Source organism: Verrucomicrobiia bacterium (assembly GCA_036405135.1).
Taxonomy (GTDB): Bacteria; Verrucomicrobiota; Verrucomicrobiia; order Limisphaerales; family JAEYXS01; genus JAEYXS01.
The window spans coordinates 1-23888 of the sequence record DASWYF010000043.1 but is presented as its reverse complement, the minus strand read 5'-3'; the positions used below and the strand labels follow the sequence as shown (position 1 = coordinate 23888).

Here is a 23888-nt window from a genome sequence, read left to right as displayed (position 1 = left end):
TTGCTGCGGGTCGGAGACCCGCGCTCCGGGGGAAGGGACGGTCGCGATCGGCGGCAAACTCGTCTCCACAGTAACCATTTAGCTGACTGGTTTTTCTAGAGGTGGCTTGGTCGTTTTTTCCTCCATCCTGAGATGAGCAAATAGCGCAGGACACCAATCCCTCCAACGGAAAGAATCACCCCAAGCACAACCAGTGTCTTCCGAAAGGCGCTGTCGTAACCGTCACCCAACCAAATCAAAAGGACCCCAAACAGGCGGACTCCCAAACCGAGGCTGAAGAGTTTCCAGTTCCGAGACTTCTTCGGGGTGGATGGATTGCAAGTTGTCGCCTCCATAGAGAGTGCTGCTTAGAGAAAAAAGCTCAGTGATCCGGGCGGCTCAAGGTTGTAGCTTGCCAGATGCATCAAACTCCTGCTGTGTGCCAATGAAATACCATGTGAACACCGGCCCATTGCTGTTACGCGCAGAGCCGCTACCGCGTAGTGCGACAGCATTTGTTGCTAAGACACCCGTGCTGCCCGGCTCGGTGAGTGTGGGAATGCGCGTGCCGCTGGCAAACGCGCACGTCTCCTGATGCCACGAATCAAGAAATCCTAAATCACGAACCATCAGCCTGCCGCTGGCAGGAAGCGTGACCACAAATCGTCCTTGGGATTTGGTGATGACTACACCGTTGGTCGGATCTGGAATCAGGTAAAATGGACCGCGATAACCGTCGGGCACGACGAAGTGAACAGGCGTGCCGGTGGACAACCCGCAGCCGGTCAGAACGAGTAAGATGAGCGATACAAAGGCGCGCATGGCGGTCAAGCAGCATGCCGGGTTCGCTTCGGCCTACGCCGGGCTTCGGCCCGATGCGGTAGTGCATGGTTAGCTGTCGTTTCGTTGCTCATCTTTCAAAAACTCCTGAAACGAACCGTCACGAGCACCCCTGATGCGGTTTCTCTGCTCGATGTAAGCCTTGGGCAAACCGGGCAGAACCAACAAGAGCACTCCAATGATAATACCGGCGATGGGCCAAGAAGACCCCGTGGCATCCTGATGGGTCATGATCCAAGCCGAAACCGCTAAAATCAGAAATGCAACCACGCGAACTACCCACGCGGATACTCGATACCACTTGGGCATCTGAACATTGGCGAACCGTTGGTGTGGAGTTTCGCTCATGACAGTCAACAGTTAAGTAATCCGCAAAATTGTGGTTTGATTGGTGATACAAATATTGAAGGACAGGCGGGGATGATTGTCGAGCAGGGAGATTTAAAGAGGGGATTTGGACAGGATGGACGAGATGGACTGGATGGAAATGTATGTTCTTTTAACTGAGTTAAATTTTTAGGGGTTGGCGACCCGCTAAAAATGCAAAAAAGGGAAAATCTTCGATTGGATTTTCCTCTGTTTGAAGGGGTTGGGAAAAATGTCGCTGTGGGATAACAGATTTCTGTGGTTTGAGTGGTTGAGATGGGAGATAATGGGATTGCTGACAACTCGTTGTCGGTAAAGGAAGGGCTTGAGGTAATTTTAAGTTCTCAGTTTTAAGTTTTGAATTGGGAACAAAAAACCGAAACTTCCGCTGAATGATTCGATGGAATCGTTTTGGCAATCCTTATGGAAGCATCAGGTCGAGAGGCGGGGCCGGAGGGGAACACCCTCATCCTCAATCCTTCTCCCGTGAGGGAGAAGGAAGATAGAGGAAGCGATCGTCTCTTGCAGGATCTGTGGGTGTATCGGGTGTTGGATCGGGGCTCGTAAGCTGGAGGGGGAACGGGACGTCGGTGGGCGTAGGATTGTATGACCCACCGGGGAATCCCTAGGTCACAAGGTTGACCATGGTACCCACTGCGGAACCAGCCGGGTTCAGGACAGCACCAGAGTCTGGCCTCCCTGTGAGGAGGAGCCATAGGCCAGATACAGCCGCAGGGGTCGGATGGTTTCATTGTTCTTTGAAATAATTTCCTTTTAAGGAAATGCAGGCCGGTCGAGGCTCGGCTTCCCAGAGTGGAGTTGGGGAGGTTTAGTGCCTCCTCTCCCGGCCCTCTCCTCCATTTATCAATGGAGGAGAGGGGGATGGGGACGTTGGGCTTCGGTGGTGGTGGGTGGTGGTTATCACGGTGCCTTGGCGAAAAGAGTCAGGGCTCGTCAGGAGCCTCGCCCTACCGATCTGCGTTTCTTTGTGGAGTGGCTGACGAGGGTCGGATTCTGGAGGTGTAGACTAGTTGCTAGAGTGCCGCAGGACAGGATGCAACTGAGAAGAGGGAACACTGAACGGACGAGATGGGAAGGCCGCTTCGGGGGAATGTAGAATGAAAAATTGGGAATGAAGAAAAGGGAAGCGACTGCTGGTTAGCCGGGGTCATTCTGTGTGTTTGTTATGGGCGCGGGGTGAAACCGGTTAACTGGGGGCGCCTCCTCACGCTGTCGACGAGAAAGTAAGTGATACGAGGATTTTGTGTGGGGAAAGCTCAAGTCTGAAGGCGGGCACCCCTCACCCCGGCCCTCTCCCCTCAGAGCTCCGACAGAGTCGCGAGTTCGGGCGAGGGAGGTGAAGCGTTATCTTGCTTTCCTCAGGATCTGTTCGTCGGAGGCGGTGTCAGGAGGCGTCCTCAGACAGTCTCTCAATGATTAAACAAAAACTCGCGGCTGCTTAGGAGGGCCCAGTAGATGTCTTCGATGGCGGGGCGGAGGTCTTTTTCATCGGTCTTTTGCAGGATGCCCATGATGCGGGTGCGTTCTTTTTCGGTGGGCAGGCGGGAGAGGGCGGTGAGGTAGGCGTCTTCCACAATCTGCTCGGGCGGCGTCTTGGCCATGAGGAGTTTCTCGATGCGATTGCCTTTCGCGGAGAGTTTTTGGTTCACGGTGTCGCCGTTGGAGATGTGGAGCACTTGGGTGACGCTGGGGTTGTCGGTGCGCTCGCAGGTGCAAGTGGCGTTGCGATCTGGGCGACCAAAAGAGCTGAGGAAATAGGATTTGATGTTCGAGTCTGGCAATTGCAGGGCGCGATAATCTTTCGGGTAATTCTTAAAATCGGTGGCGGAACCGGTGACTTGGGAGAAGGCATCGAGCATCACTTCGGCCATCAGGCGGCGCGGGTAATAGCGGGAGTAGAAGCGTTTATCGGCGGCATTGCCGGGCAGGGCTTCGCTGGAGCGTTGATAGGTTTCGGATTGAAGTATGAGACGCATCAGCGCTTTCAGATCATACTTTTGCTCGGCGAGATATTTGGCGGTGGTGGAGAGAAGGGCTTCATTGCTGGCGGGATTGGTGACGCGCAGATCATCGACGCTTTCCACGAGGCCCACGCCGTAGAAGTTCGCCCAGATGCGGTTCACGATGGCGCGGGTGAAGTAAGGATTCTCCGGTGAGGTGAGCCAAGCGGCGAGATGTTCGCGGCGGTTCTCGGCGGTGAAATCAATCGTCTGGCCATCGAGCGGGCGCGGTTGACGCGGCTTGCCGGTGAGGGGTTGCACGAGTTCGCCCTGGCTGGCGTCCACGATGATCTGGTTGCCTTCACCGGTGGCGGCCTTGGCGCGGACGCGGGCGAAGAGGTTCGCCATGCCGTAGTAATCGTTGTTCGTCCACTTCTCCATCGGGTGATTATGGCACTGGGCGCAATTGATGGACATGCCGAGGAAGGCTTGCGAGGTGGTCTCGGCGAGGATCTTCGGTTCATCATGGAGGATGAAGAAATTCGCGGCGCCGTTCTCCAAAGTGCTGCCACGGGCGGTGATGACTTCGCGAGCGAACAGGTCCCACGGCTTGTTCTTAGCCACGCCATCGCGCACCCAATGGTAGTAGGACCACATGGCGGCAGGCTTCAGTTTCTCGCTCTTCACGAGCAGGAGATCGGACCATTTGTAGGACCAGTAATCGATGAACTCAGGACGGTTCAGCAGAGTCTCGATGAGGGCATCGCGCTTCTTCGGTGAATGATCCGCGAGAAACGATTTGGTTTCCTGAGCGGTGGGGAGGACACCGATGGTATCGAGATAAGCGCGGCGGATGAACTCGTCATCCGTTGCGCGAGGCGAAGGCGGGAGATTCAAGCTGCGCAGTTTGGCGAGGACTTGTTCATCGATGAAATTGCGCTTGGGCGCTTTGGCAAAAGTCGCTTTCGGAAGATTGTTCGTGTGCGGCACGGTGACGGTGGCGATGGCGATGCGTTGCAGATACCACGCGGTGATCGCGCCTTCACCGAAGCCCATGACCTTGATGTTGCCGTGTTCGTCGATGTTGGTGACCTCGGAATTCGCATCCGTGTATTTCGTCCAGCGCGTGACATCTTCCACGCGACCGTCATTGAAGTAAGCGCGGACGAGGATCTGTTGCTGTTCGCCGGGTTTGATCACGACGTGGTTCGGCACCATCTCGATGCGTTCGATTCGTGGGTCTTCCTGCTTCGGTCCCGGAGTGCCATTGGCGATCCACTCGGCGAGCACACGGTATTCGAGGGAATCGGTATCGAACTTGATGCCGCCTTTGTGCGGGACAGCGCCGGTGGGCTTGGTAATCAAGAGGCTCTTGGCCGGTTCTGCGGGGCTGATACGACGTCCCAAGGTGTGACGGGTGAGCGCGAGGTAATCGCCGTCATCATCATAACCGCGCAGGGAAATCTTGAAGCCATTCTGTCCGGCAGCCGCGCCATGGCACGCACCGGAGCTGCAACCGAACTTCGCGAGGACAGGTTGCACGTGATTGCGGAAGGTCCAGTCAGCGGACTGGTTCATGCCGGTCACGGTGACCTTGGTGCTGACGGTCTGCTTGCCGACGGTAGCTTTGATGGTGGCGGAACCATTGGCGACGGGGACGGCGAAACCTTTCTCGATTTTGACGATGCCGGGATTGCTGGAAGTGTAGGTGACGTTCTCGCGCACATCGCCGATGAATTCTTTATCCTCCAAACGCTCCACCACGAGACGTTGTTGAGAGATGGCGCCGTGCAGCACGATCTTCTCGGGGAGAATGACGAGGGACTCGCGGGCGTGCAACGAAGTGAGCCCGAGCCAGATGATGCATAGTAAGGCGGAGAAACGTTTCATCGGTTCACTCGTGTAAGACTAGAACAACTCCTTGATCGCCTGCGTGCCGAAATCCACCAAAGGAAACGGGCGGCCTTGCGGGCCGGGCAGGTGGGAGGTTAGGTCCAGTCCGAGGCTGTGATAGATGGTGGCGACGACTTCAGCAGGGTTCACCGGACGTTCCGCCGGATAAGCACCGATCTCATCGCTCTTGCCGATGACGCGGCCACCTTTCACACCGCCACCGGCGAAGTTCACTGTCCAACAATTCGGCCAGTGATCGCGGCCGCCAGCGGGATTGATCTTCGGCGTGCGACCGAATTCCGCGAGGCTGCACACCATGGTGTTATCGAGCATGCCGCGCTGGTGCAAGTCTTCGATCAAAGCGCTGTAACCTTGATCATACATCGGCGCGACGATATCGCGCATGCCCTCGATGGCAGTGAATGGCTTCGAGCCGTGGATGTCCCAAGTAATCTCGTTGAAGACGGTGATGAAGGTATTCACCGTGACGAAACGCACACCGGCCTCCACCAAACGACGGGAGAGCAGGCAGCATTGGCCGAAGCGCGTCATGCCGTAACGCTCGCGCACTTTCATCGGCTCCTTCGTGAGGTCGAAGGCTTCACGGGCTTTTGCGCTCGTCATCAGGCGATAGGCGGAGGCGAAGTTTTCATCCATCAACTTCGCATTTTCGGTGGCTTCAAAGGAGCGGACGGTGTCCTCCACCACGTCGCGCAATTCACGGCGACGCAGCAAGCGCGCTTCGCCGATCTCGGAGGGCGGCAGGAGATCGGGCACTTTAAAATCCTTCACGGAAGGATCGGCCATGAGGGCGAAAGGATCGAAAGCTTTGCCAAGGAAACCGGCGTCCTGACCGTGAGGCATGTTACCGCCAGTGGGGCCCATGGGCTCGGGCAGGATGATGTTCGCGGGCAGTTCATTGCGGCGGCCCATGATGTATTCCAGTGCAGAACCGGCATGAGGCGTGATGATGCCGCCAGTAAACAAGCGGCCCGTCTGCATCATCTGATGACCAGTATCATGCACCGCTGAGGCCGTGTGATAGCAACTGCGGACGAGGGAAAATTTATCTGCCAGCTTCGCATGCAGCGGCAAAATCTCAGAGACTTGGATATCGGGGTTGTTTGTGCGGATGGGCTTGAACGGGCCACGGATCTCGCGCGGAGCATCCGGCTTCATGTCCCAAGTATCGAGTTGGCTGGGTGCTCCGAGATTGAAGATCATGATGACGCTGCGTTCATCATGGCCCTTAGCGACCTTGTTCGCGGCCTGCAGGGCGGAATACTTGGCCATGGACAAGCCCATGGCACCGAGCGCGCCGACCTGGAGGAAGTCGCGTCGCGTGATGCCGTCACACGTGGTGATCGAACCTTTGCCGGAGACTTTTAGCATAATGGCAAGACGGGTTTAATTATGGGCTTTGACTATGGAGCATACCATAGAAGGGCTGCGAATTGCCAACCATAGACAAGACTACTTGAAGCGATGTAGTTTCCTGCCCGTTCTTAGTAAAAACGATCATGAGCCAGCCAGAAACAGCCGCGCCGACGGAGCCGACGAAACTGCCAAAGCAGGATTCCAAGGTGCGTTTTGCCATCCAAGTCTTTCAGTTCTTCCTGCTGGTGATGCTGGCAATGCAGGTCTTTGTGCAGAAGCGGAAAGGGGACAACGCCGTGAAGATCGAGCAGCAGAAGGCGTATCAGACGGAGAGCATGCTGCAGCGGGAGATCTATGATTTGAAGAATGAACTGGCAAAGGCGCAGGCGCGGGTGAAGGAACTGGAAGGTAAAAATAAATGACCAATGACGAAATCCGAATGACCAATTTACAATGACGTGTTTGGGCATTAGACATTCGTCATTCAAACCCCGTTTCTCTTTTCTTGTCCGTAATTGTCTGCTCGCTACACTTCTTGCGTGTCTTGGACGGTCATTTCTACGGCGCCGGCAATGAACATCGTGGGTGAAACCACGGTGGAGATATTGCGTAAGGCGGGATGTCAGGTGACGCTCTCGCCACCTACGGGTCCTTTCCCCAAAGGCGAACTCCTCAACTATATCAACGGTGCGGATGCGGTCATCGCGGGCGTGGATAAGTTTGACGCGTCGGTGCTGGAATCGGCCGAGGCGAAAAACCTGAAGCTCATTTCGCGCTGGGGTGTGGGATATGATTCCGTGGAGCTTTCGGCGGCGACGCGTCTGGGCATTCTCGTCACGAACACCCCTGGTCTTTTAGATGAAGCGGTGGCGGACTATACGTTTTCACTTTTGCTCGCCGTTGCGCGTGGGGTGGGTGAGGGGCATCACACAATGCGGCAGGGCGCGTGGGCACCGCAATGGGGTGAGGATGTGAACGGCAAGACGCTCGGTATTATCGGCTATGGGCGCATCGGACGCGCGGTGGCGAAACGGGCGAGCGGTTTCAATATGCGCATCCTCGCGCATGATCTTTTCCCGCCGAAGGCGCCAGTGACTCCAGCAGCGGAGTTCGTCTCCTTGAACGAGCTCTTGGAGCAGAGCGATTACGTGTGCCTGCACGCGGCGTTGACGCCGGAGAATCGCGGCATGATCGGGCGTGAGCAATTGCAGCGCATGAAGTCGTCCGCGTTCTTCATCAACACGGCACGCGGTGCCTTGGTGGATGAGACGGCGCTAGCAGAAGTATTGCACGAGGGGACGATCGGTGGAGCGGCTTTGGATGCATTCTGTGTGGAGCCGCTGCCAGCGGAGCATCCAATCCGCAAAGCGCCGCGACTCTTGATGACACCGCATCAGGCGTCGTTCGGGCGCGATACGGGACGCGCGGTTTGCACAGCAGCAGCACAGGCGGTGCTGGATGCGCAGGCGGGCATGACGCCGAAATTTGTGGTGAACAAAGATGTGCTGAGTTCACCGGCTTTGCGGGCAAAATTGAAATAGGGTGGATTTGTTATGAACATCGTAGTGCTAGATGGATATACGCTGAATCCGGGGGATCTTTCTTGGGCCGGGCTCATGGCTTTGGGCGAGGTGACGGTGTATGAACGCACGCCAGTCGAGCAAGTGGTGGAGCGGGCGAAAGGTGCACCGATCGTCCTCACAAATAAGACCCCTATCAGCCATGAAGCCATTCAGCAACTGCCAGACCTCAAATACATCGGCGTGCTGGCCACGGGCTACAATATCGTGGATGTGGAGAGCGCGTATGAGCGGCGCATCCGTGTGGCGAATATCCCGGATTACAGCACACCCTCAGTCGCGCAACTGACCTTCGCGCTCCTGATGGAACTGACGTTTCATGTCGGCCATCATGCGCAGACCACGCGTGAAGGCCGTTGGCAGAGCAGCGCGGATTTCTGTTACTGGGACAAACCACTTATCGAGATTGCCGGGCAGACTTTCGGTATCATTGGCTACGGTCGCATCGGGCAGATGGTGGCGAAGATCGCTCAGAGCTTCGGCATGAAGGTGGTGGCGTATTCACGCAGTCGCACGGGCACGGAAGAAAACGGGGTGCAATTCGTGAGTCTGGAGGCGATTTTCCACATCAGCGATGTCATCAGCTTGCACTGCCCGCTCACGCCCGAGACGAAGCATCTGATCAACAAGGAACGGCTCTCTCGGATGAAGCCCTCGGCGTTTGTGTTGAACACGGGTCGTGGACCGCTGATTGATGAAGCGGCTCTCGCAGATGCGCTCAATGAAGGGAAGATCGCGGGTGCAGGTCTGGACGTGCTGAGCATTGAGCCACCGAAGAATGGTAATCCGCTGCTGACGGCGAAGAACTGTCTAGTCACACCGCACATCGCGTGGGCGACGAAGGCGGCGCGGACGCGCCTCATGGACATCGCGGTGAACAATGTGAAGGCGTTTCTGGATGGTAACCCGGTGAATGTGGTGAACTGGAAGGTTTAGGATCAATGACGAATGCCCAAGCACTAATGACGAAGGAATGAGCAATGACCAATGGTAATTGTTTGGTCATTTGTCATTCACTCATTCCTTGCTCATTCGGATTTCGTCATTGGTCATTTCTCTTCATCCATGAGTATTTCTCAGGATTAAGCATGACGATGTGTCTTTTCAGGCGGGCAATTCCTGCTTAGTCTGCGTGCGGAATGTCGGGCGATACTAAAATCAACCAGCGGGGCAGCGGGGCTGAGTGGCAGCGGTTGCAAGAAGATGCAAAGCGGTCGCACAACTGGAAGCGTTGGGGCCCCTATCTCTCCGAGCGTCAGTGGGCTACGGTGCGCGAAGATTATTCTCCCTACGGCACATGCTGGGATTATTTTCCTCATGACCATGCACGCAGTCGGGCATATCGTTGGGGTGAAGATGGCCTCATGGGCATCACGGATCGCGAAGGGCGTTTGTGCTTCGCGCTCGCGTTGTGGAATGGGAAAGACCCGATCCTGAAAGAGCGTCTCTTCGGCCTCACTGGTCCGCAGGGCAATCACGGTGAGGATGTGAAGGAAGTTTACTTCTACCTCGATTCCACGCCCACGCATTCCTATCTCAAGGCGCTCTACAAGTATCCGCAGGCGGAATATCCCTACGCTAAGCTGGTGGAGGAAAATCAAATCCGCGGCAAGGAGGCGCCGGAGTATGAGTTGGAAGACACGGGTGTCTTCAATGAGAGCCGCTATTTTGATGTGTTCGCGGAATACGCGAAAGGCGGGCCGAACGACATCTTGATCCAGATCACGGTGCATAATCGCGGGCCGGTGAAAGCGCCGATCCATGTGCTACCGACATTGTGGTATCGCAACACTTGGGTATGGGGTTGCACGCATGAAGGCTGCTCCATGCGGCCACGCATCGAGCAGGTCACGCCGCATAAGCTCGCGCTGCATCACGAATCGCTGCACCGCTATTATCTGGAAGTGGAACCCGCGGCGGATGGGCAGAAAGCGCCGTTTCTCTTCACGGATAACGAGACGAATTTTACGAAGCTTTTCAACACGCCCAATGCATCCAAGTATGTGAAGGATGCGTTCCACGATTACGTCATCAGCGGCAAGAAGGATGCGGTGAATCCCAAACTGCGAGGCACGAAAGCCGCGCCGCATTTTCAATTCGAGATCGAAGCGGGCGGTTCGCGCATGATCCGTTTGCGCCTGTATGCGGAAGAGGAAACTCCGAAGCAGACATTTGGTGCGGCATTCACGGAGACGTTTCAGGCGCGTGTCACTGAGGCGGATGAATTTTACAAGTCCATCCAGGAAGTGCATCTGAACGAGAGCGAGTGCAGTGTGGTGCGCCAGGCGTATGCGGGGCTCTTGTGGACGAAGCAGTTCTATCACTACGTGATCGAGGACTGGCTGACGGGCGATGCGGATGTGGCGAAGCCGCCGGAGAGCCGCTTGCTCGGGCGCAATCATGATTGGTCGCATCTCTACAGCCGCGACGTGCTCTCCATGCCGGACAAGTGGGAGTATCCGTGGTTCGCGGCGTGGGACTTGGCGTTTCACATGGTGCCGTTCGCGAAAGTGGATCCCGAGTTCGCTAAGGGCCAGTTGCTGCTGCTCTTGCGTGAATGGTACATGCATCCGAACGGGCAGATTCCCGCGTATGAATTCGCGATGGGTGATGTGAACCCGCCGGTGCATGCGTGGGCGGTGTGGCGCGTTTACAAGATCTCCGCGAAGGAAGGTGAGCGTGACCGCAATTTCCTGGAGAGCGCGTTCCAGAAACTGCTGCTGAATTTTACATGGTGGGTGAACCGCAAGGATGCGGAGGGCAAGAACCTGTTCTCCGGCGGCTTCCTCGGCTTGGATAACATCGGGGTGTTTGATCGTTCGCGGCCCTTGCCCACCGGCGGCACGTTACAACAGGCGGATGGCACGGCGTGGATGGCGTTTTACTGCACCACCATGCTCGCAATGGCGCTGGAGTTGGCGAAAGATGGCGACAAAATCCGGCCCGCTTACTCGGACATGGCGTCGAAGTTCTTCGAGCACTTTGTGCAGATCGCGGATTCCATGAACACGCTGGGCGGCAGCGGATTGTGGGATGATGAGGATGGGTTTTATTACGACCGCATTCATACGGACCACTCGGTGATTCCGCTGAAGACGAGGTCGCTCGTTGGCTTGCTGCCGTTGATCGCGGTGGAGGTTTTGGAAGAGGAGAAGATCCGGCAATTGCCAGGCTTCTACAAACGGTTCACGTGGTTCATGGAGAATCGCAAAGGTCTTTCGCGACACATCACCTCGTGTGATTTCGGAGAGAAGCGGCGATTGCTGGCGATTCCTTCGCGCGATCAATTGGAGCGCGTATTGCGTTACTTGCTGGATGAAACGGAGTTTTTGTCCAACTACGGCATCCGCTCGATGTCGAAGTTTCATGCGGATTCGCCGTTCATCTTGCAGGTGAATGGGGACGAGTATCGTGTGGATTATCTGCCGGGCGAATCGAACTCGTGGCTGTTCGGCGGTAACTCGAACTGGCGCGGGCCGATCTGGTTCCCGGTGAACTATCTGCTCACGGAAGCGTTGGAACGCTACTATCATTTCTACGGGAACGATCTGCTGGTGGAGTGTCCGGTAGGCTCAGGCGAGCGCATGAATCTGCAGCAGGTGGCGGATGAAATCGACCGGAGATTGGCGTCTCTTTTCTTAAAGGACAAGAAAGGCGAGCGGCCGTGTCATAACGGGCATCCGTTCTTCAACACGGATCCGCACTGGAAGAAGCTGGTGCTTTTCCACGAATATTTCCATGCGGAAACCGGGCAGGGATTAGGCGCGAGCCATCAGACGGGCTGGACGGCGCTGAGCATCCGGCATATCGAGGATTACGCGCGGGATCGGCAGAAGAAGTGGCCGGAGCAGAAGGGGTAGGGTCCGCTGTCCTCAGCGGACCGATGACGGAGGAGAAGATGTGCTTAGGTCAATGGTTTGATGACGACAAAGACTGAAGTTTAAGACTAAAGTCGCCAATACTTTCTTGGTAATCGAATACTCTTGGCTTCCACGGCGGCGCGGTGAGGACACCGCGCCCTACCTTGGCGGTTTGCGTTTTCTACACTTCAAACTATTTCGAATTCACCGGGTTGCAGTGCTTCGATGATGACTTTGCCTGAACTCGTGAACACCAATTTCTCACCTGTCTTCAACAGATAATCCTTCGCGTCATTCTCTTGCGTCACCCAGAACGTGCCGGAATGAACGGTGATTTCCACGTGGTCTTTCTTCGCGATGATGGTATGCAGGCAGCCTTTTTCGAGAGTGATGCGTGGGCCGCTCTTCGTGGCAGTGTAGCGCGGCTCGCCGGTGTGCGCGATGAGGCCATTGCCCATGCGTAAGAGCTTCGCCAACTCCTGGGTGAACTCGCTGAACCAACTGATGCCGCTGACTTTCATACGTTAACAGTCTAGGCCAGAGCGGGGTTTCGCACAGATGCACCCGTTGAAATAGGTGACCAGTACAGTTCTGTTTCTTGAAAACTGTACTGGTGTAATTTGAATGGAAGTGTAACTGTTCTGGTGTGCTGCTTTTGCTAACCTGATAGCGTTTATGAAGCTGATCGCGACCTCTGCCCCGTTGGAAGAGAAGCTCTACGAGCAGGTTTCCCAGCATATCAGCCGTCTGATCGAGCAGGGCACGTTGCGGCCCGGTGAGCGCGTGCCGTCTGTGCGGCGTATGAGCCAGCAGCAGCAAGTGAGCATCGCCACGGTGATGCAGGCGTATCGTCTGCTGGAGAGCCGTGGCTTCATCGAGGCGCGTCCGCAATCTGGTTACTTTGTGCGCTTGCGTCACTGGCAGGCGCCGAAAGAACCGGAAATCTCGAAGCCCAAACCCGTCGCGGCCACAGTGAAGATGGGCACGCTCATGGTGCGCGTGATGCAAGCCACGCGTGATCCGGCGTTGGTGCGATTGGGCGCAGCGTTGCCGAGTCCGGAATTGCTGCCCACGGAAAAGTTGAATCGTACGATGGCGGCAGCAGCGCGGATGCATCCTGAGCTGAGCAATAGCTATGACGTGCCGCCGGGGCACACGCCCTTGCGGGTGCAGATCGCGCGACGCGCGATGGAGACGGGTTGCGAACTCTCGCCTGATGACATCATCACCACGTGCGGCGCACAGGAAGCCCTGTATCTGTGTTTGCGCGCCGTCGCGAAGCCCGGCGATACTATCGCCATCGAATCGCCGACATTCTTCGGTATCTTGCAAGCGATCGAATCGCTCGGCATGAAGGCGTTGGAAATCCCCACGCATCCGCGTGATGGCGTGAGCCTCGATGCGCTCGCTTATGCACTCGAGCAACAGCCCGTGAAAGCCTGCCTCTTCGTGCTGAATTACGCCAACCCGCTGGGTAGCTGTATGCCGGATGAAAATAAACGGCGCTTGGTGGAGATGCTCGCGGCAAAGGAAATCCCGCTGATCGAAGATGACGTTTACGGTGATCTCTCTTTCGCACAAGAACGTCCGCGCACGGCGAAATCTTACGATCGCAAAGGCCTCGTGCTCTTGTGTGATGCGTTCTCCAAAACACTCGCGCCTGGCTATCGCGTGGGCTGGACGGCTCCGGGCCGTTTCATTGATCAAGTTTCCTATTACAAGATTGTTACTACCGCCGCCACGGCCGTTCTGCCGCAGATGGCCATCGCGGATTTTTTGGCGAATGGCGGTTACAACCATCACCTGCGCAAGGTGCGTCGCGAATACGCGCACAAAGTCCAGCTTGTGACGCAAGCCATCTGCCGCTACTTCCCCGCGGAGACGAAAGTCACGCGGCCTGCGGGTGGTCATGTCCTGTGGGTGGAGATGCCTCCGCAGGTGAAGGCCGTTGAGCTTTTCGAGCGCGCCCTCGCCGAGAAGATCAGTATCGCGCCTGGCCCGGTTTTCTCCGCGCGCCAACGCTTTGGCAACTTCATCCGCCTGAACTGCGCGAACCCTTGGACGCCAGCATTGGACGATGCCTTGCTGCGGCTTGGTCGGATGGTCGGCCAATTGCAAGAAGCGGGTTCCTAAAAAACATTCATCAGCCGGGAGCATTTTCCGAAGCACCTCGTCTAACGGGGTATGAAACGGATTTTTTGGGCGCTGCTCTTGGGCCTGTTGTTGGGTGGAAGTTTGCAACAGGTGAATGCCGCCGGGCTCATCGTGGTGGAGCCGGGCAAGGAAGGCATCATCGCACCGGAGCCCATGCCGCCAATCCCGCCGCGTCCCATTCCTCACCCACATCGTCCACCTCCGAGCATGCCCGTGATGTTGCCCTTGGAGACGCAGCAGCAGAAGGTGGATGTCACCATCCGCGACCAGATCGCCCGCACGGAAGTTGAACAAGTTTTTTACAATCCGAACGGACGCCGCATCGAGGGCACGTTTCTGTTCCCCGTGCCGAAAGGCGCACAGATCGACAAGTTCACCATGGATATCAATGGCCAACCTGTGCAGGCCGAGTTGCTGAAGGCGGACAAGGCGAAGGCCATCTACGAAGAGATCGTGCGCAAGTTGAAGGACCCCGCGTTGCTTGAATACGCCGGGCGCGATCTCTACAAGGTCCGTATTTTTCCCATCGAGCCGCAGGAAAAGAAGCGCGTGAAGCTCATCTACACGCAGTTGCTTAAGGAGGAACAAGGTCTCGTGGAATACGCGCTGCCGTTGAATCCTGACGCAGCGGATAAGAAAACTCCGCTCGCCATCAAGGTGCAGATCGATTCGCGCACGCCGTTGAAGACGATTTATTCGCCCACGCATTCCGTGGATGTGAAGCGCGAGGGTGATCGCAAGGCCACGCTGGGTTACGAGGCGAACAGCTCCGGCAGTGCGCGACAGTTCCAATTTTTCTTCGCACGCCAGACGGATGAGATCGGTATCCAATTGATCACGCAACGCGATGGTGATGAAGGCCACTTCCTGCTCTTCCTCTCGCCCGGCCAGTGGGATGATAAAACGAAAGTGGTGCCGAAGGATGTGCTCTTCGTGGTGGATACTTCCGGCTCCATGGCGGGCAAGAAAATGGAGCAAGCACGCAAGGCGTTGCAGTTCTGCGTGGAGAATCTGAATGATAAAGACCGCTTCGACATCGTGCGTTTTTCCACGGAAACCGAGCCGCTTTTCAATGGTTTTCGCGAAGTGAACAGGGAGAGCCGTCAGAAGGCGCAGACCTTTGTGGAAGGCTTGAAACCCATTGGTGGCACGGCGATTCATGCGGCGTTGCAGACGGCGCTGAAGCTGCGTCCGGATTCGGTGGAACGCCCTTACTTCGTCATCTTCGTCACGGACGGCATGCCCACCGTGGGCGAGACGCGTGAGGAAACCATCGTGCAACTCGTCACCTCCGATGTGGCGCGGAAGACGCGCGTGTTCTGCTTCGGTGTCGGTCATGATGTGAACACGCACTTGCTCGATCGCATCACAGAGCAGACGCGCGCCGTGAGTACCTACGTGTTGCCGGAAGAGGATCTTGAATTGAAACTCTCCGGCTTCTTCGCGCGTATTAAAGATCCTGTACTCGCCAGTCCGGAACTGAAGGTGAAAGGCGATGTGACCGTGACGCAATTGTATCCGAACCCACTGCCCGATCTTTTCAATGGCGATCAACTTGTGCTCTCCGGCAAGTTCAAGGGCCACGGTGCTGTTGCCATCGAACTCACCGGCCAATCTGGCAAAAGCAAGAAGACCATCGTGCACGAAGTCACCTTTCCGAAGAGCAGCACCGAGCACGATTTCATCCCGCGCTTGTGGGCGATGCGTCGTGTCGGCTGGCTTTTGGACGAGATCCGCTTGCGCGGTGAGAATGCCGAATTGCGCGATGAAGTCACCGACCTTGCGCGCCGTTACGGCATCGTCACGCCTTACACTGCTTACTTGATCTTGGAAGATGAGAAGCAGCGCGGTGTTCCCGCCACGGCGCAAACGCAGAACAACTTCCGCTTGGACGTCGCGGCACAAGACGCGACCAAGGATGCCTGGCGTCGCAGCAAGGAAGAACGCTCCGGTTCCTTCGCCGTCTCTGGTGCGCGGATGAATCAGGCGCTCCGCGGGCAAGCCGTGGTGGCCGAAGCTCTTGAGAAGAACCGCGCTGAAGCACCTATGGCAGCCAGTCCCATGCCTGCTGCGGCTCCTCCTGCACTTGGTTCTCGTGTGAGCGGCGTAGTATCCGCTCCTGTTGCAAAATCTATCCATAACCCCTCCTCCTCTACCGATTATACCCAACAAAACCGTTACGCTGGCGGTCGCGCCTTCTACCAGAATGGCCCCGTGTGGACCGATGCACTCGTGCAGAAACAATCTGCGCAAGCCCGCCGCGTCCAGCTTCCATTCGCTTCCAAGGAATACTTCGACCTGATGCAGAAGCATCCCGAAGTGAAGCCCTGGCTCGCGCTCGGCAACCGCGTCCAATTCGTCCTCGCGGACACGGTCTATGAAGTCACCGAGTAATCACTTGTCGCTCAATAAATCAAAAACTCCTTCCGCCGCTTCATGAACTCCTTCACCGCCGGTTCCCATGATTTGCGGATCTCCTTCACGGATTTCCCCTCGCGGATCATCTCGATCGTCGCGTCATGACCCAACAACTTCTTGAACTTGTTCAGATCATAATCATTAGGATACATCCGATGCAGCGTGGACGCGATCAAGATGCCGATATCCACCACCTCGCACTTCTCGCGATCCGTCAGGATGATGTTCACGCCGCGACATTCCTTGTCCTTGTTCACACTCGCATTTGGTGTGAAGCGGATCGGCACGAAGCGCACATGCTTCAATCCCGCCGCGTTCAATTCCGCTGCGAGTTTTAGATCATCAATGTAAGGCGCCCCGACAACTTCGAACGGCGTATCCGTCCCGCGCCCCACGGACACGGCGGAGAATTCGAGCAAACCCACGCCCGGATATAACGTCGCCTGTGTGAGGCTGCGCATGTTCGGTGACGGATTTTTCCACGGCTGCCCCGTCTCATCGAACCACATCCCGCGCTTCCAGCCCTCGATCTCGATCACCGTCAGGTCCGCGCCGAATTTCTTTTCCGCATTATACATCTTAGCCAGTTCACCGATTGTCATCCCATGCCGCACCGGCACCTGATGATACGCTACGAAACTCGTCTTATCCGTCAGCACCGGCCCATCGATCGCTGTGCCCGTGATCGGATTCACGCGATCCAGCACGAAATACTTGATCTTCGCCTTCGCTGCCGCCTCCATGCAATTCCCCATCGTGGACGGATACGTGTAGAACCGGCACCCGATGTCCTGGATGTCGAAGATCAACGCATCGAGGTCTTTCAGATGCTCCGGCTTCGGCACGCGCGTCTCGCCATAGAGGCTGTAAACCGGCAAGCCCGTCTTCTCATCCTTGCTGTCCGGCACCTTCTCATCGAGCAACCCGCGAATACCATGCTCCGGCCCGAACAGCGCCTTGAGCTGGATGCCCTCCGCCTCGTGCAGCATATCGATGATCGGATTACGATCCTTGTCCTGCCCCGTGTGATTCGTGATCAGGCCGAGGCGCAATCCCTTCAACCGCGCGAACTTCTCCCGCTTCAACACATCGATGCCATTCAGCACCTGCGGACCCTTGCGCTCGGCTGCACCAGTTTTTTCTCCCTCGCCCCTCGGAGGGGAGAGGGTTGGGGTGAGGGGTGCCCCTCCGTCCGCCGCCGCGTATTCGAGTAATTCGATCTGCGAAACCTTGTTCGTCATGCGCGGTGGCAAAGCTCCCGGCACCTTGTTGAAATCAAACCCATTCACCGCTTCCGCCGCGAGTGTGCCGAGCACGCGACGCAACGCCGTCACGGAACCCTTCTCCGTCGGATGATTGCGATTCGAGACGAAGATGTAGAACGTCTGCGAAAACGGATCGATCCACAGGCACGTGCCCGTCCAGCCCGTGTGCCCGAACGAACCGATCGGGAACACATTCCCGCGCGGCCCCGCATAGCTGGAATCAATATCCCAGCCCAGCCCGCGCCGATCCGCCACCGCAGAGGGCGTATGCACATTCTCCATCATCTGCACCGTCGTCGTCTTCAGCACCCGCGCCCCATCCAGCGAACCGCCGTTCAAGATCATCCGCGCATACCGCGCCAAATCATTCGCCGTGGTGAAGAGACCCGCGTGCCCCGCCACCCCACCCATCTTGCGCGAGGTCGGATCATGCACCACACCGCGCAGCGGCTTGCCCTCGATCGACTCTGTCGGCGCGATGCGGCTCAGTTTGTCAGGGGAGGGGAGGTAACCCGTGTCCACCATCTTCAGCGGCTTGTAGATGTTCTCCTCCACGAATTGGTTCAGCGGCATCCCGCTCGCGCGCCGCACGATCTCACCGAGGAGGATGAAATTGATATCACTGTAGAGAAACTTCGCGCCCGGCTCCGTCTGCAATGTCTCACCGCAAGCCCGCTTGATCGCCGTGTCATAACCGGTCCACGCGGGCGTCGCGCCGAGACCCGAGCGCAGGCCGGACACATGCGTCATCAGATGCCGCACCGTCACATTCTCTTTCCCGCCGCCCGTGAATTCCGGGATGAACCGTTTCACCGGATCGTTCAATTGCAGGAGACCGCGATCCAGCAGGATGAGGATCGCCGGAGTCGTCGCCACGACCTTCGTGAGCGACGCCGCATCATAGATCGTATCCGTCGTGATCACCTCGCGCTTCGGCTCCACTGCGCGCCAGCCATAGCCGCGCAGATAAACCTCCTGCCCGCGCTCCAGCCAGAGCACACCGCCGGGCAGTTTCCCTTCCCCGATCGCATTCGTGATCGCCGCATCCATCGCCGCCAGCTTCTCCGCCTTGAACACCGCCGTCGGCTTCACATTCAGCACCGTCGGCGTGCGCAGGCCCTTCACCACCTTGCTCTCGGTCGCTTGCGGGGCAGGGGAGTTCGTGCCCGTCTTGGCAGTGGCGGTGGCCGTGGTTTGATTCCCCCCTTGCGAAGCCGACTTGCTCTGGCACCCCGTGAAAGCGAGCGCCAGCACCAGCATCAGCGCTGCTCCATTTAGGGCCATGAAAACACCCTTGGAAGAAAAAGAAGAAACCAAGTCAGAACTCTGCTTGAAAATCATCCCCCGAGCATGAAAAGAAAACCTTTCGTAAGCAACCGAAACCGGAGCAGCGAGTTTCGGCTTTGGACTTCTGTTCCGTTCGGTTTTATCCTCTGCCCATGTCCACCGCCATTACCCCCGAAATCCACCACCGCCTTGCCGTGGACCTCTTCAACCAGACGTGGACACTCATGGAGAAGCCGCTGCCGAGGCGGACGCCATGATCCACGGCGCACACGCTTCCTGTTATCATTGGAGCAAGGTCGGCAACGCCACCAACCTCAGCATCGGCGAGTGGCAGATATCCCGAGTCTACGCCGTTCTTAAGCGTCCCGAACCCGCACTCTATCACGCACGCCGTTGTCTCGAAATCAGCGAGCAAAACAAACTGCCCGCCTTCAATCTCGGCTACGCCCACGAAGCTCTCGCGCGTGCCCTCAGCCTCACCCACGACCCCGCCGCTCAACAACACCTCGACCAAGCCCACCAACACGCCACCGCCATCACCGACCCCGAAGAACAAAAAGTCCTCCTCGCCGACCTCCAAACCATAATCCTGTAGCGCGGGCGTCCTCGCCTGCGAGTTAACCCGGCGTCCCGCCGCGTTTATGCAATTAAGAAGCTGGCAACCAATAGCCAAAGCGAATAAACGTTGAAATAAATTACGTTAAAACGATGATTGCCCCGTTCAAATGACTCCAAAGAAGGCCATAGTTTTAGGGGTGATAGCTAGTGGTGTTTATCTGATTTCCCAGTTTGTTTATTATCAGGGGCAATCCAAAGTCCGTTTTTTTAAGAATGGAATCCCTTTAGCGGGTGCAGAAATGCGAGTCATTGGATTGGAGGATTTGAGTTCTAAAAAATCATATACGTTGGATGACCAGGGCGGGTATGATTTCGGTTGGTCCTGGTATCCCTTCAAGAAGGACGATAAATGGATTTTTGTCAGTATCAGGCAGGGGACTAATGAAGTGGCGACTAGCTTTATGCGTCTGCCATCAGGCAGTAAATCGTTGGATTTTTGTCCAGGCTCAGTTCTTAAAAGTACCAATATAGTGCGGTATTTTTCTTTTGTTTCCTCAACCGAGATTTCTGAAAGCTGGCCTTTGACGAATACCCCTGCGACCAATAGCACCCCGTAACCGCAATCATCAGTCGTTGCTAACCTTTGCCATTCTCTCCGTGTCCTTCGTGCCTCCGTGGTAAAACTTCTTCGTCATTCCTCTTGTGCCTTTTGCGCTTCTTTGCGGCGATTCCCTAATCCGTGCAAATCTGTGGCTAAAAATTTCCCCGGTCTTGCACATTCTCCTCGTTGCTGAATATCCTTCCCGCATCAATCCTATGAACTGTCGCACCGCACTTTGCCTGCTGGCATCACTTGCCGTCATCGCTTCCACTGCCCAAGCCCAACAACGTCCTCCGCGCGAACCTTTCCCGCTCTGGGCGGAAGGCGCTCCCGGCGCCCTCGGCAAGGACGAGGCCAAAGACGTGCCCAAGCTCACGCCCTATTTCGCCAATCCCAAGATCGCCACCGGTGCCGTCATGGTCATCTGCCCAGGCGGTGGCTACGGCGGACTCGCCCCGCATGAGGGTCGCGATTATGCCATGTGGCTGAACGAGCAGGGCATCTCCGCCTTCGTGCTCCAATACCGCCTCGGCTCCGCAGGTTATCGTCATCCTGTGATGCTGAACGACGTCTCCCGCGCCGTCCGTTACGTGCGCTCGAAAGCGGCTGATTGGAAGATCGATCCCAAACGCATCGGACTCATGGGTTCCTCCGCTGGTGGCCACCTCGCCTCCACGCTCCTCACGCATTTCGATGCCGGTGACGCCAACGCCAAAGACCCGATCGAAAAAGAAAGCTCCCGTCCTGACCTTGGCATACTCTGCTATCCCGTCATCACCATGGGCGCGAATACCCACGGCGGCTCGAAGAAAAACTTGCTCGGCGACAATCCTTCAGCCGAACTCGTAGAACTCCTCTCCAATGAGAAACAAGTGAAGAAAGACACCCCGCCCACCTTCATCTTCCACACCTTTGAAGACACCGCCGTGAAAGTGGAGAACGCCCTCGACTTCGCCGCTGGTCTGCGAAAGAACAACGTGCCCTTCGCCCTGCACATCTATCCGAAGGGCGCACACGGCATCGGCCTCGGCTCCTCGAATTGGGACCCGACCGCCCGCCACCCCTGGACCGCCGATTGCCTCCACTGGCTGAAAGAACAGGGGTTTACGAAATAACCGCTCGTGATCGTTCTCGTCCTCGTCGTCGTCCTCGAATGACGGCGCGTTAAATCGTTAAAAACGTTAAATGGTTGAAACGTCTTCACCATTTAACGTTTTAACCTTTTAACGCTTCATGCCTTCCCAAACGCCCGCACCAGCATCGCGTCATTGCTGTTCTCGCCCAGATGCAGCATCCGCTCCGCCAAGTCATTCAGTGCGGCACGCGTCTCGTGAAAACATTCGCTGAGCGTGGAGAACACCGGTGCCAGTTCATACTGCCGCGCCAGCCGATGATCACTCGCCACACGATAGTTCGAACTCCCCATGCCCTCATAATAGCTGAGATCGGGGAAACCTTTCTTCTCCGCCCGATGCCGGATGCGCTCCGGGAACACGCCGGAGAGAAAGAGTGAATGATTCCCGATGTGTGCGCGGATGAGAAAGCTCGTGCGCTCATCCGCCTGCTGCAGCGCGCTCATCATCTCGAAGAGATACTCGAGCGGATTAAAATCCGCCGTGAGCTGCAGAGAGAGGCGTTCCAATCGCGAAAACTCCGCGAGCACTTCCGCTACATAATCCGCCACACGCCGATCCTCGATACCCGCCTTACGAAGGACACGTCGCACTAGCACATAAAAGTAGAGATGCGCCGAAACGCGTAGACATCCCGTGCCCTGTAGCACTGCTTGATAGAGCCGTTCGTCATCCAAGATCTGATCACGCGACTCTTCATCCGCGAGGAGACTGGAGAAAGCGGGGCTGGGATGGGTGGTGCCGGGACTGAGGACTTGCAACACGAATTCGATATCCTCGGCGGTGAATTGAACCCTGCAATTAGGCCGGATGACTTTCATAGGTAATGGGTGAGCAGGGGTTGTCTCTGCTGGTGAGTGGTTTAGCAAAAACGATTCCAGCCCGCGAAAGCAGGTTGGAAAGCGCCTGAATCAGGAATGAGTTGTGAATAATTAGCCGAGCACGGTGATTTGCGACCAAGGGGCTGGGCAATAGGAAACAGGAGAGGGTAAGGATGCGTGGTTGTTTCAAGGAAAAACAACCTTGCGGGACCAATGACGACGCTATCGTGCTAAGCATCCGTTTCCCGTGACTGACGTCAGTCACGAAAACAATATGACGCAAAAGCCCTTAGGTATCAAGGCTAAGGGGACTAGACTAATAGGTGCTCGATCATTTCGTCCGCGATACGGTTGGTGTCGTGTCCCTGTCAATTATCATACGAAATGCGATCTCCCAACCTCCGGTTTCTCATCTCCAGAATGGGTCGCTTGACCATGGAGAAAGGAAACAAGCGAATAACGCTCATTTGCAAATGATTGAGCCATTCCTTCATTTCAAACTGGTTGAAGAAAAGAACGCTGAGGAAATGGGCGCCGAAACTATTCAATAGAGAATCACAATTGCGCGTTAATTGCTTCCAGCGAGTGAAGGAAGCTTCGTCGTGAACTTCCCGAAGTCCATACTTGTGCATCCACCGCGTCTTGAACCAGGCGCTCATCGCGGCGCGCTTTTGAATGGAGTGACTCCGGATAAAAATAGGATGCAGGCTGACACCAAATGCCAGTTCAAGGGAGGACCACCGGCGATTGGCTTCGCATTCGCCCAATATTTCCGTCTGGGAAAACTGAAGCGACGCAGTATGCGTTTCCAGCATCCGGATGATTAAGTCAACATGTGGCGAGATCGTGATGATGCCCTGCGCAAACACCTTGAGATGCTTGTTGATTCTTGCGATATGATAAAGGTTGCTGGATTGGAACATCACATCCGTGATTCCGTGCTCCTGAAGAAATGTCCCTAAATCATGGAACTCTTTTTCGTGCGTAAAGTGAAGAGTTTCGTTTTTGACCGTAATGACACCAGCCTCCGGGTATTTTCTTAAAAGCAAGAGAATCCTGCCTACGGCATCCGGCAAAACACCGTCGTCGTCTCCCAATGTCCAAAGCCATTTGCCCCGGGCGTTTTCAAAGGCCGAGAGCATATTCCGGGAGAGCCCCATGTTTACCTTGTTCTCATAGTAGAGAACACCCTGGTTGCGGTATTTTTCGCAAACTTGGACTGTCTCATCCGTGCTACCGTCATTGCAGACAATCAGCTCCACTTCGGGCACCACTTGCGGCAAGAGTTCCAGAAGACGCGCCTCAAGCAATTTGGCGCGGTTGTAGGTTGGAATGGAAATCGTCAATAAGGGTTGGGATGTTGTCATGCCAAGGCGTGTATCTCGTTTTGTCCGGGGAAATTCTATTTGCCTAGATGCGCTCTACGCGCCCCTGGAACTGAGGGCTTAATCTGTCAAACGAAGATAGCCTGTATCGATTGCTCCCATGTTTCAGTCCCCCTTCGATGAGACAGTTCCCGGTGGTTTTAGTTTGTCTTTGCTCTTCTGTCTTATCCCAATGTTCAGGTTAAGGAGGGTGCAGCCCCACTGGGCCGGAACCTTGATGATAGAAAAATTCTCACAAATTGAGACAGTGTTTGCAAGCCTAGGTTGAATCCGGGCGCATCTTGACACTGCCCCCATAATGAGTTGGTAACGGTTCCGATCCTGGGTGCAAAGGGGCAACCACGAACCAAAGGAACACGGATGAAGCCAGAACCCAAGCGGCCTTTGACCTTACGGGAGATCGAGCAGGA

The 23888-nt window shown here is 56.2% G+C and carries 18 protein-coding genes; 10 read left to right on the top strand and 8 right to left on the bottom strand.

What is annotated here, in order from left to right; genetic code table 11:
* Nucleotides 1-378: 378 nt before the first annotated feature.
* Together VGH19_20405 and VGH19_20400 are read right to left on the bottom strand one after the other, a co-directional pair.
* A complete protein-coding gene (locus tag VGH19_20405) occupies nucleotides 379-801 on the bottom strand; it encodes a hypothetical protein (GenBank protein HEY1173738.1) in 423 nt (140 codons plus the stop codon).
* Nucleotides 802-870: 69 nt separating this feature from the next.
* Nucleotides 871-1167, bottom strand: a complete 297-nt coding sequence (locus VGH19_20400) for a hypothetical protein (protein ID HEY1173737.1) — start codon at nucleotides 1165-1167, stop codon at nucleotides 871-873.
* Nucleotides 1168-1608: 441 nt separating this feature from the next.
* On the opposite strand from VGH19_20400, the gene VGH19_20395 reads away from it, so the two are divergent.
* Nucleotides 1609-1752 carry a hypothetical protein gene (locus VGH19_20395; protein ID HEY1173736.1) on the top strand — a complete coding sequence of 48 codons (144 nt, stop codon included), beginning with the start codon at nucleotides 1609-1611 and terminating at the stop codon, nucleotides 1750-1752.
* A gap of 863 nt (nucleotides 1753-2615) precedes the next feature.
* On the opposite strand, the gene VGH19_20390 is transcribed toward VGH19_20395, so the two are convergent.
* Both VGH19_20390 and VGH19_20385 read right to left on the bottom strand, forming a co-directional pair.
* Nucleotides 2616-5036, bottom strand: coding sequence for a DUF1549 domain-containing protein (locus tag VGH19_20390; GenBank protein ID HEY1173735.1), 2421 nt, complete (start codon nucleotides 5034-5036; stop codon nucleotides 2616-2618).
* 18 nt (nucleotides 5037-5054) lie between these two features.
* Nucleotides 5055-6431 carry a DUF1501 domain-containing protein gene (locus VGH19_20385; protein ID HEY1173734.1) on the bottom strand — a complete coding sequence of 459 codons (1377 nt, stop codon included), beginning with the start codon at nucleotides 6429-6431 and terminating at the stop codon, nucleotides 5055-5057.
* Between the two features lie 128 nt (nucleotides 6432-6559).
* Here VGH19_20385 and VGH19_20380 point away from each other — a divergent pair, with 128 nt between their 5' ends.
* The 4 genes from VGH19_20380 (at nucleotide 6560) to VGH19_20365 (ending at nucleotide 11856) form a co-directional block, all read left to right on the top strand.
* Entirely contained in the window at nucleotides 6560-6838 is a 279-nt protein-coding gene (locus VGH19_20380) for a hypothetical protein (GenBank protein HEY1173733.1), read from the top strand.
* Nucleotides 6839-6955: 117 nt separating this feature from the next.
* Entirely contained in the window at nucleotides 6956-7957 is a 1002-nt protein-coding gene (locus tag VGH19_20375) for a phosphoglycerate dehydrogenase (protein ID HEY1173732.1), read from the top strand.
* Nucleotides 7958-7969: 12 nt separating this feature from the next.
* Nucleotides 7970-8932: a D-2-hydroxyacid dehydrogenase gene (locus VGH19_20370; protein HEY1173731.1), complete on the top strand. Its 963-nt coding sequence runs from the start codon at nucleotides 7970-7972 to the stop codon at nucleotides 8930-8932.
* A gap of 203 nt (nucleotides 8933-9135) precedes the next feature.
* On the top strand, nucleotides 9136-11856 hold the full coding sequence (locus tag VGH19_20365; protein ID HEY1173730.1) for a glucosidase: 2721 nt from the start codon (nucleotides 9136-9138) through the stop codon (nucleotides 11854-11856).
* A 188-nt stretch (nucleotides 11857-12044) separates the two neighbouring features.
* Here the strand turns inward: VGH19_20365 and VGH19_20360 are convergent, their stop codons facing one another.
* Complete coding sequence (locus VGH19_20360) at nucleotides 12045-12377, bottom strand: DUF2917 domain-containing protein (GenBank protein ID HEY1173729.1); 333 nt, start codon at nucleotides 12375-12377, stop codon at nucleotides 12045-12047.
* Between the two features lie 154 nt (nucleotides 12378-12531).
* On the opposite strand from VGH19_20360, the gene VGH19_20355 reads away from it, so the two are divergent.
* Nucleotides 12532-13989, top strand: coding sequence for a PLP-dependent aminotransferase family protein (locus VGH19_20355; GenBank protein HEY1173728.1), 1458 nt, complete (start codon nucleotides 12532-12534; stop codon nucleotides 13987-13989).
* Nucleotides 13990-14040: 51 nt separating this feature from the next.
* The gene (locus VGH19_20350) at nucleotides 14041-16404 is read left to right on the top strand and encodes a VIT domain-containing protein (protein HEY1173727.1); all 2364 of its coding nucleotides are present in this window, start codon (nucleotides 14041-14043) and stop codon (nucleotides 16402-16404) included.
* Nucleotides 16405-16415: 11 nt separating this feature from the next.
* Here VGH19_20350 and VGH19_20345 read toward each other — a convergent pair whose 3' ends face one another.
* Nucleotides 16416-18977, bottom strand: coding sequence for an exo-beta-N-acetylmuramidase NamZ domain-containing protein (locus VGH19_20345; protein HEY1173726.1), 2562 nt, complete (start codon nucleotides 18975-18977; stop codon nucleotides 16416-16418).
* A 217-nt stretch (nucleotides 18978-19194) separates the two neighbouring features.
* Between VGH19_20345 and VGH19_20340 the strand changes: the two genes are divergently transcribed.
* The 3 genes from VGH19_20340 to VGH19_20330 all read left to right on the top strand — a co-directional run bounded on the left by VGH19_20340 (nucleotide 19195) and on the right by VGH19_20330 (nucleotide 21254).
* Nucleotides 19195-19575, top strand: coding sequence for a hypothetical protein (locus tag VGH19_20340; GenBank protein ID HEY1173725.1), 381 nt, complete (start codon nucleotides 19195-19197; stop codon nucleotides 19573-19575).
* A 130-nt stretch (nucleotides 19576-19705) separates the two neighbouring features.
* A complete protein-coding gene (locus VGH19_20335; GenBank protein ID HEY1173724.1) occupies nucleotides 19706-20155 on the top strand; it encodes a hypothetical protein in 450 nt (149 codons plus the stop codon).
* A gap of 199 nt (nucleotides 20156-20354) precedes the next feature.
* The gene (locus VGH19_20330) at nucleotides 20355-21254 is read left to right on the top strand and encodes an alpha/beta hydrolase (protein HEY1173723.1); all 900 of its coding nucleotides are present in this window, start codon (nucleotides 20355-20357) and stop codon (nucleotides 21252-21254) included.
* A gap of 116 nt (nucleotides 21255-21370) precedes the next feature.
* Here VGH19_20330 and VGH19_20325 read toward each other — a convergent pair whose 3' ends face one another.
* Complete coding sequence (locus tag VGH19_20325) at nucleotides 21371-22093, bottom strand: hypothetical protein (protein ID HEY1173722.1); 723 nt, start codon at nucleotides 22091-22093, stop codon at nucleotides 21371-21373.
* Nucleotides 22094-22461: 368 nt separating this feature from the next.
* Nucleotides 22462-23460 carry a glycosyltransferase family 2 protein gene (locus VGH19_20320; protein ID HEY1173721.1) on the bottom strand — a complete coding sequence of 333 codons (999 nt, stop codon included), beginning with the start codon at nucleotides 23458-23460 and terminating at the stop codon, nucleotides 22462-22464.
* Between the last annotated feature and the right edge of the window lie 428 nt (nucleotides 23461-23888).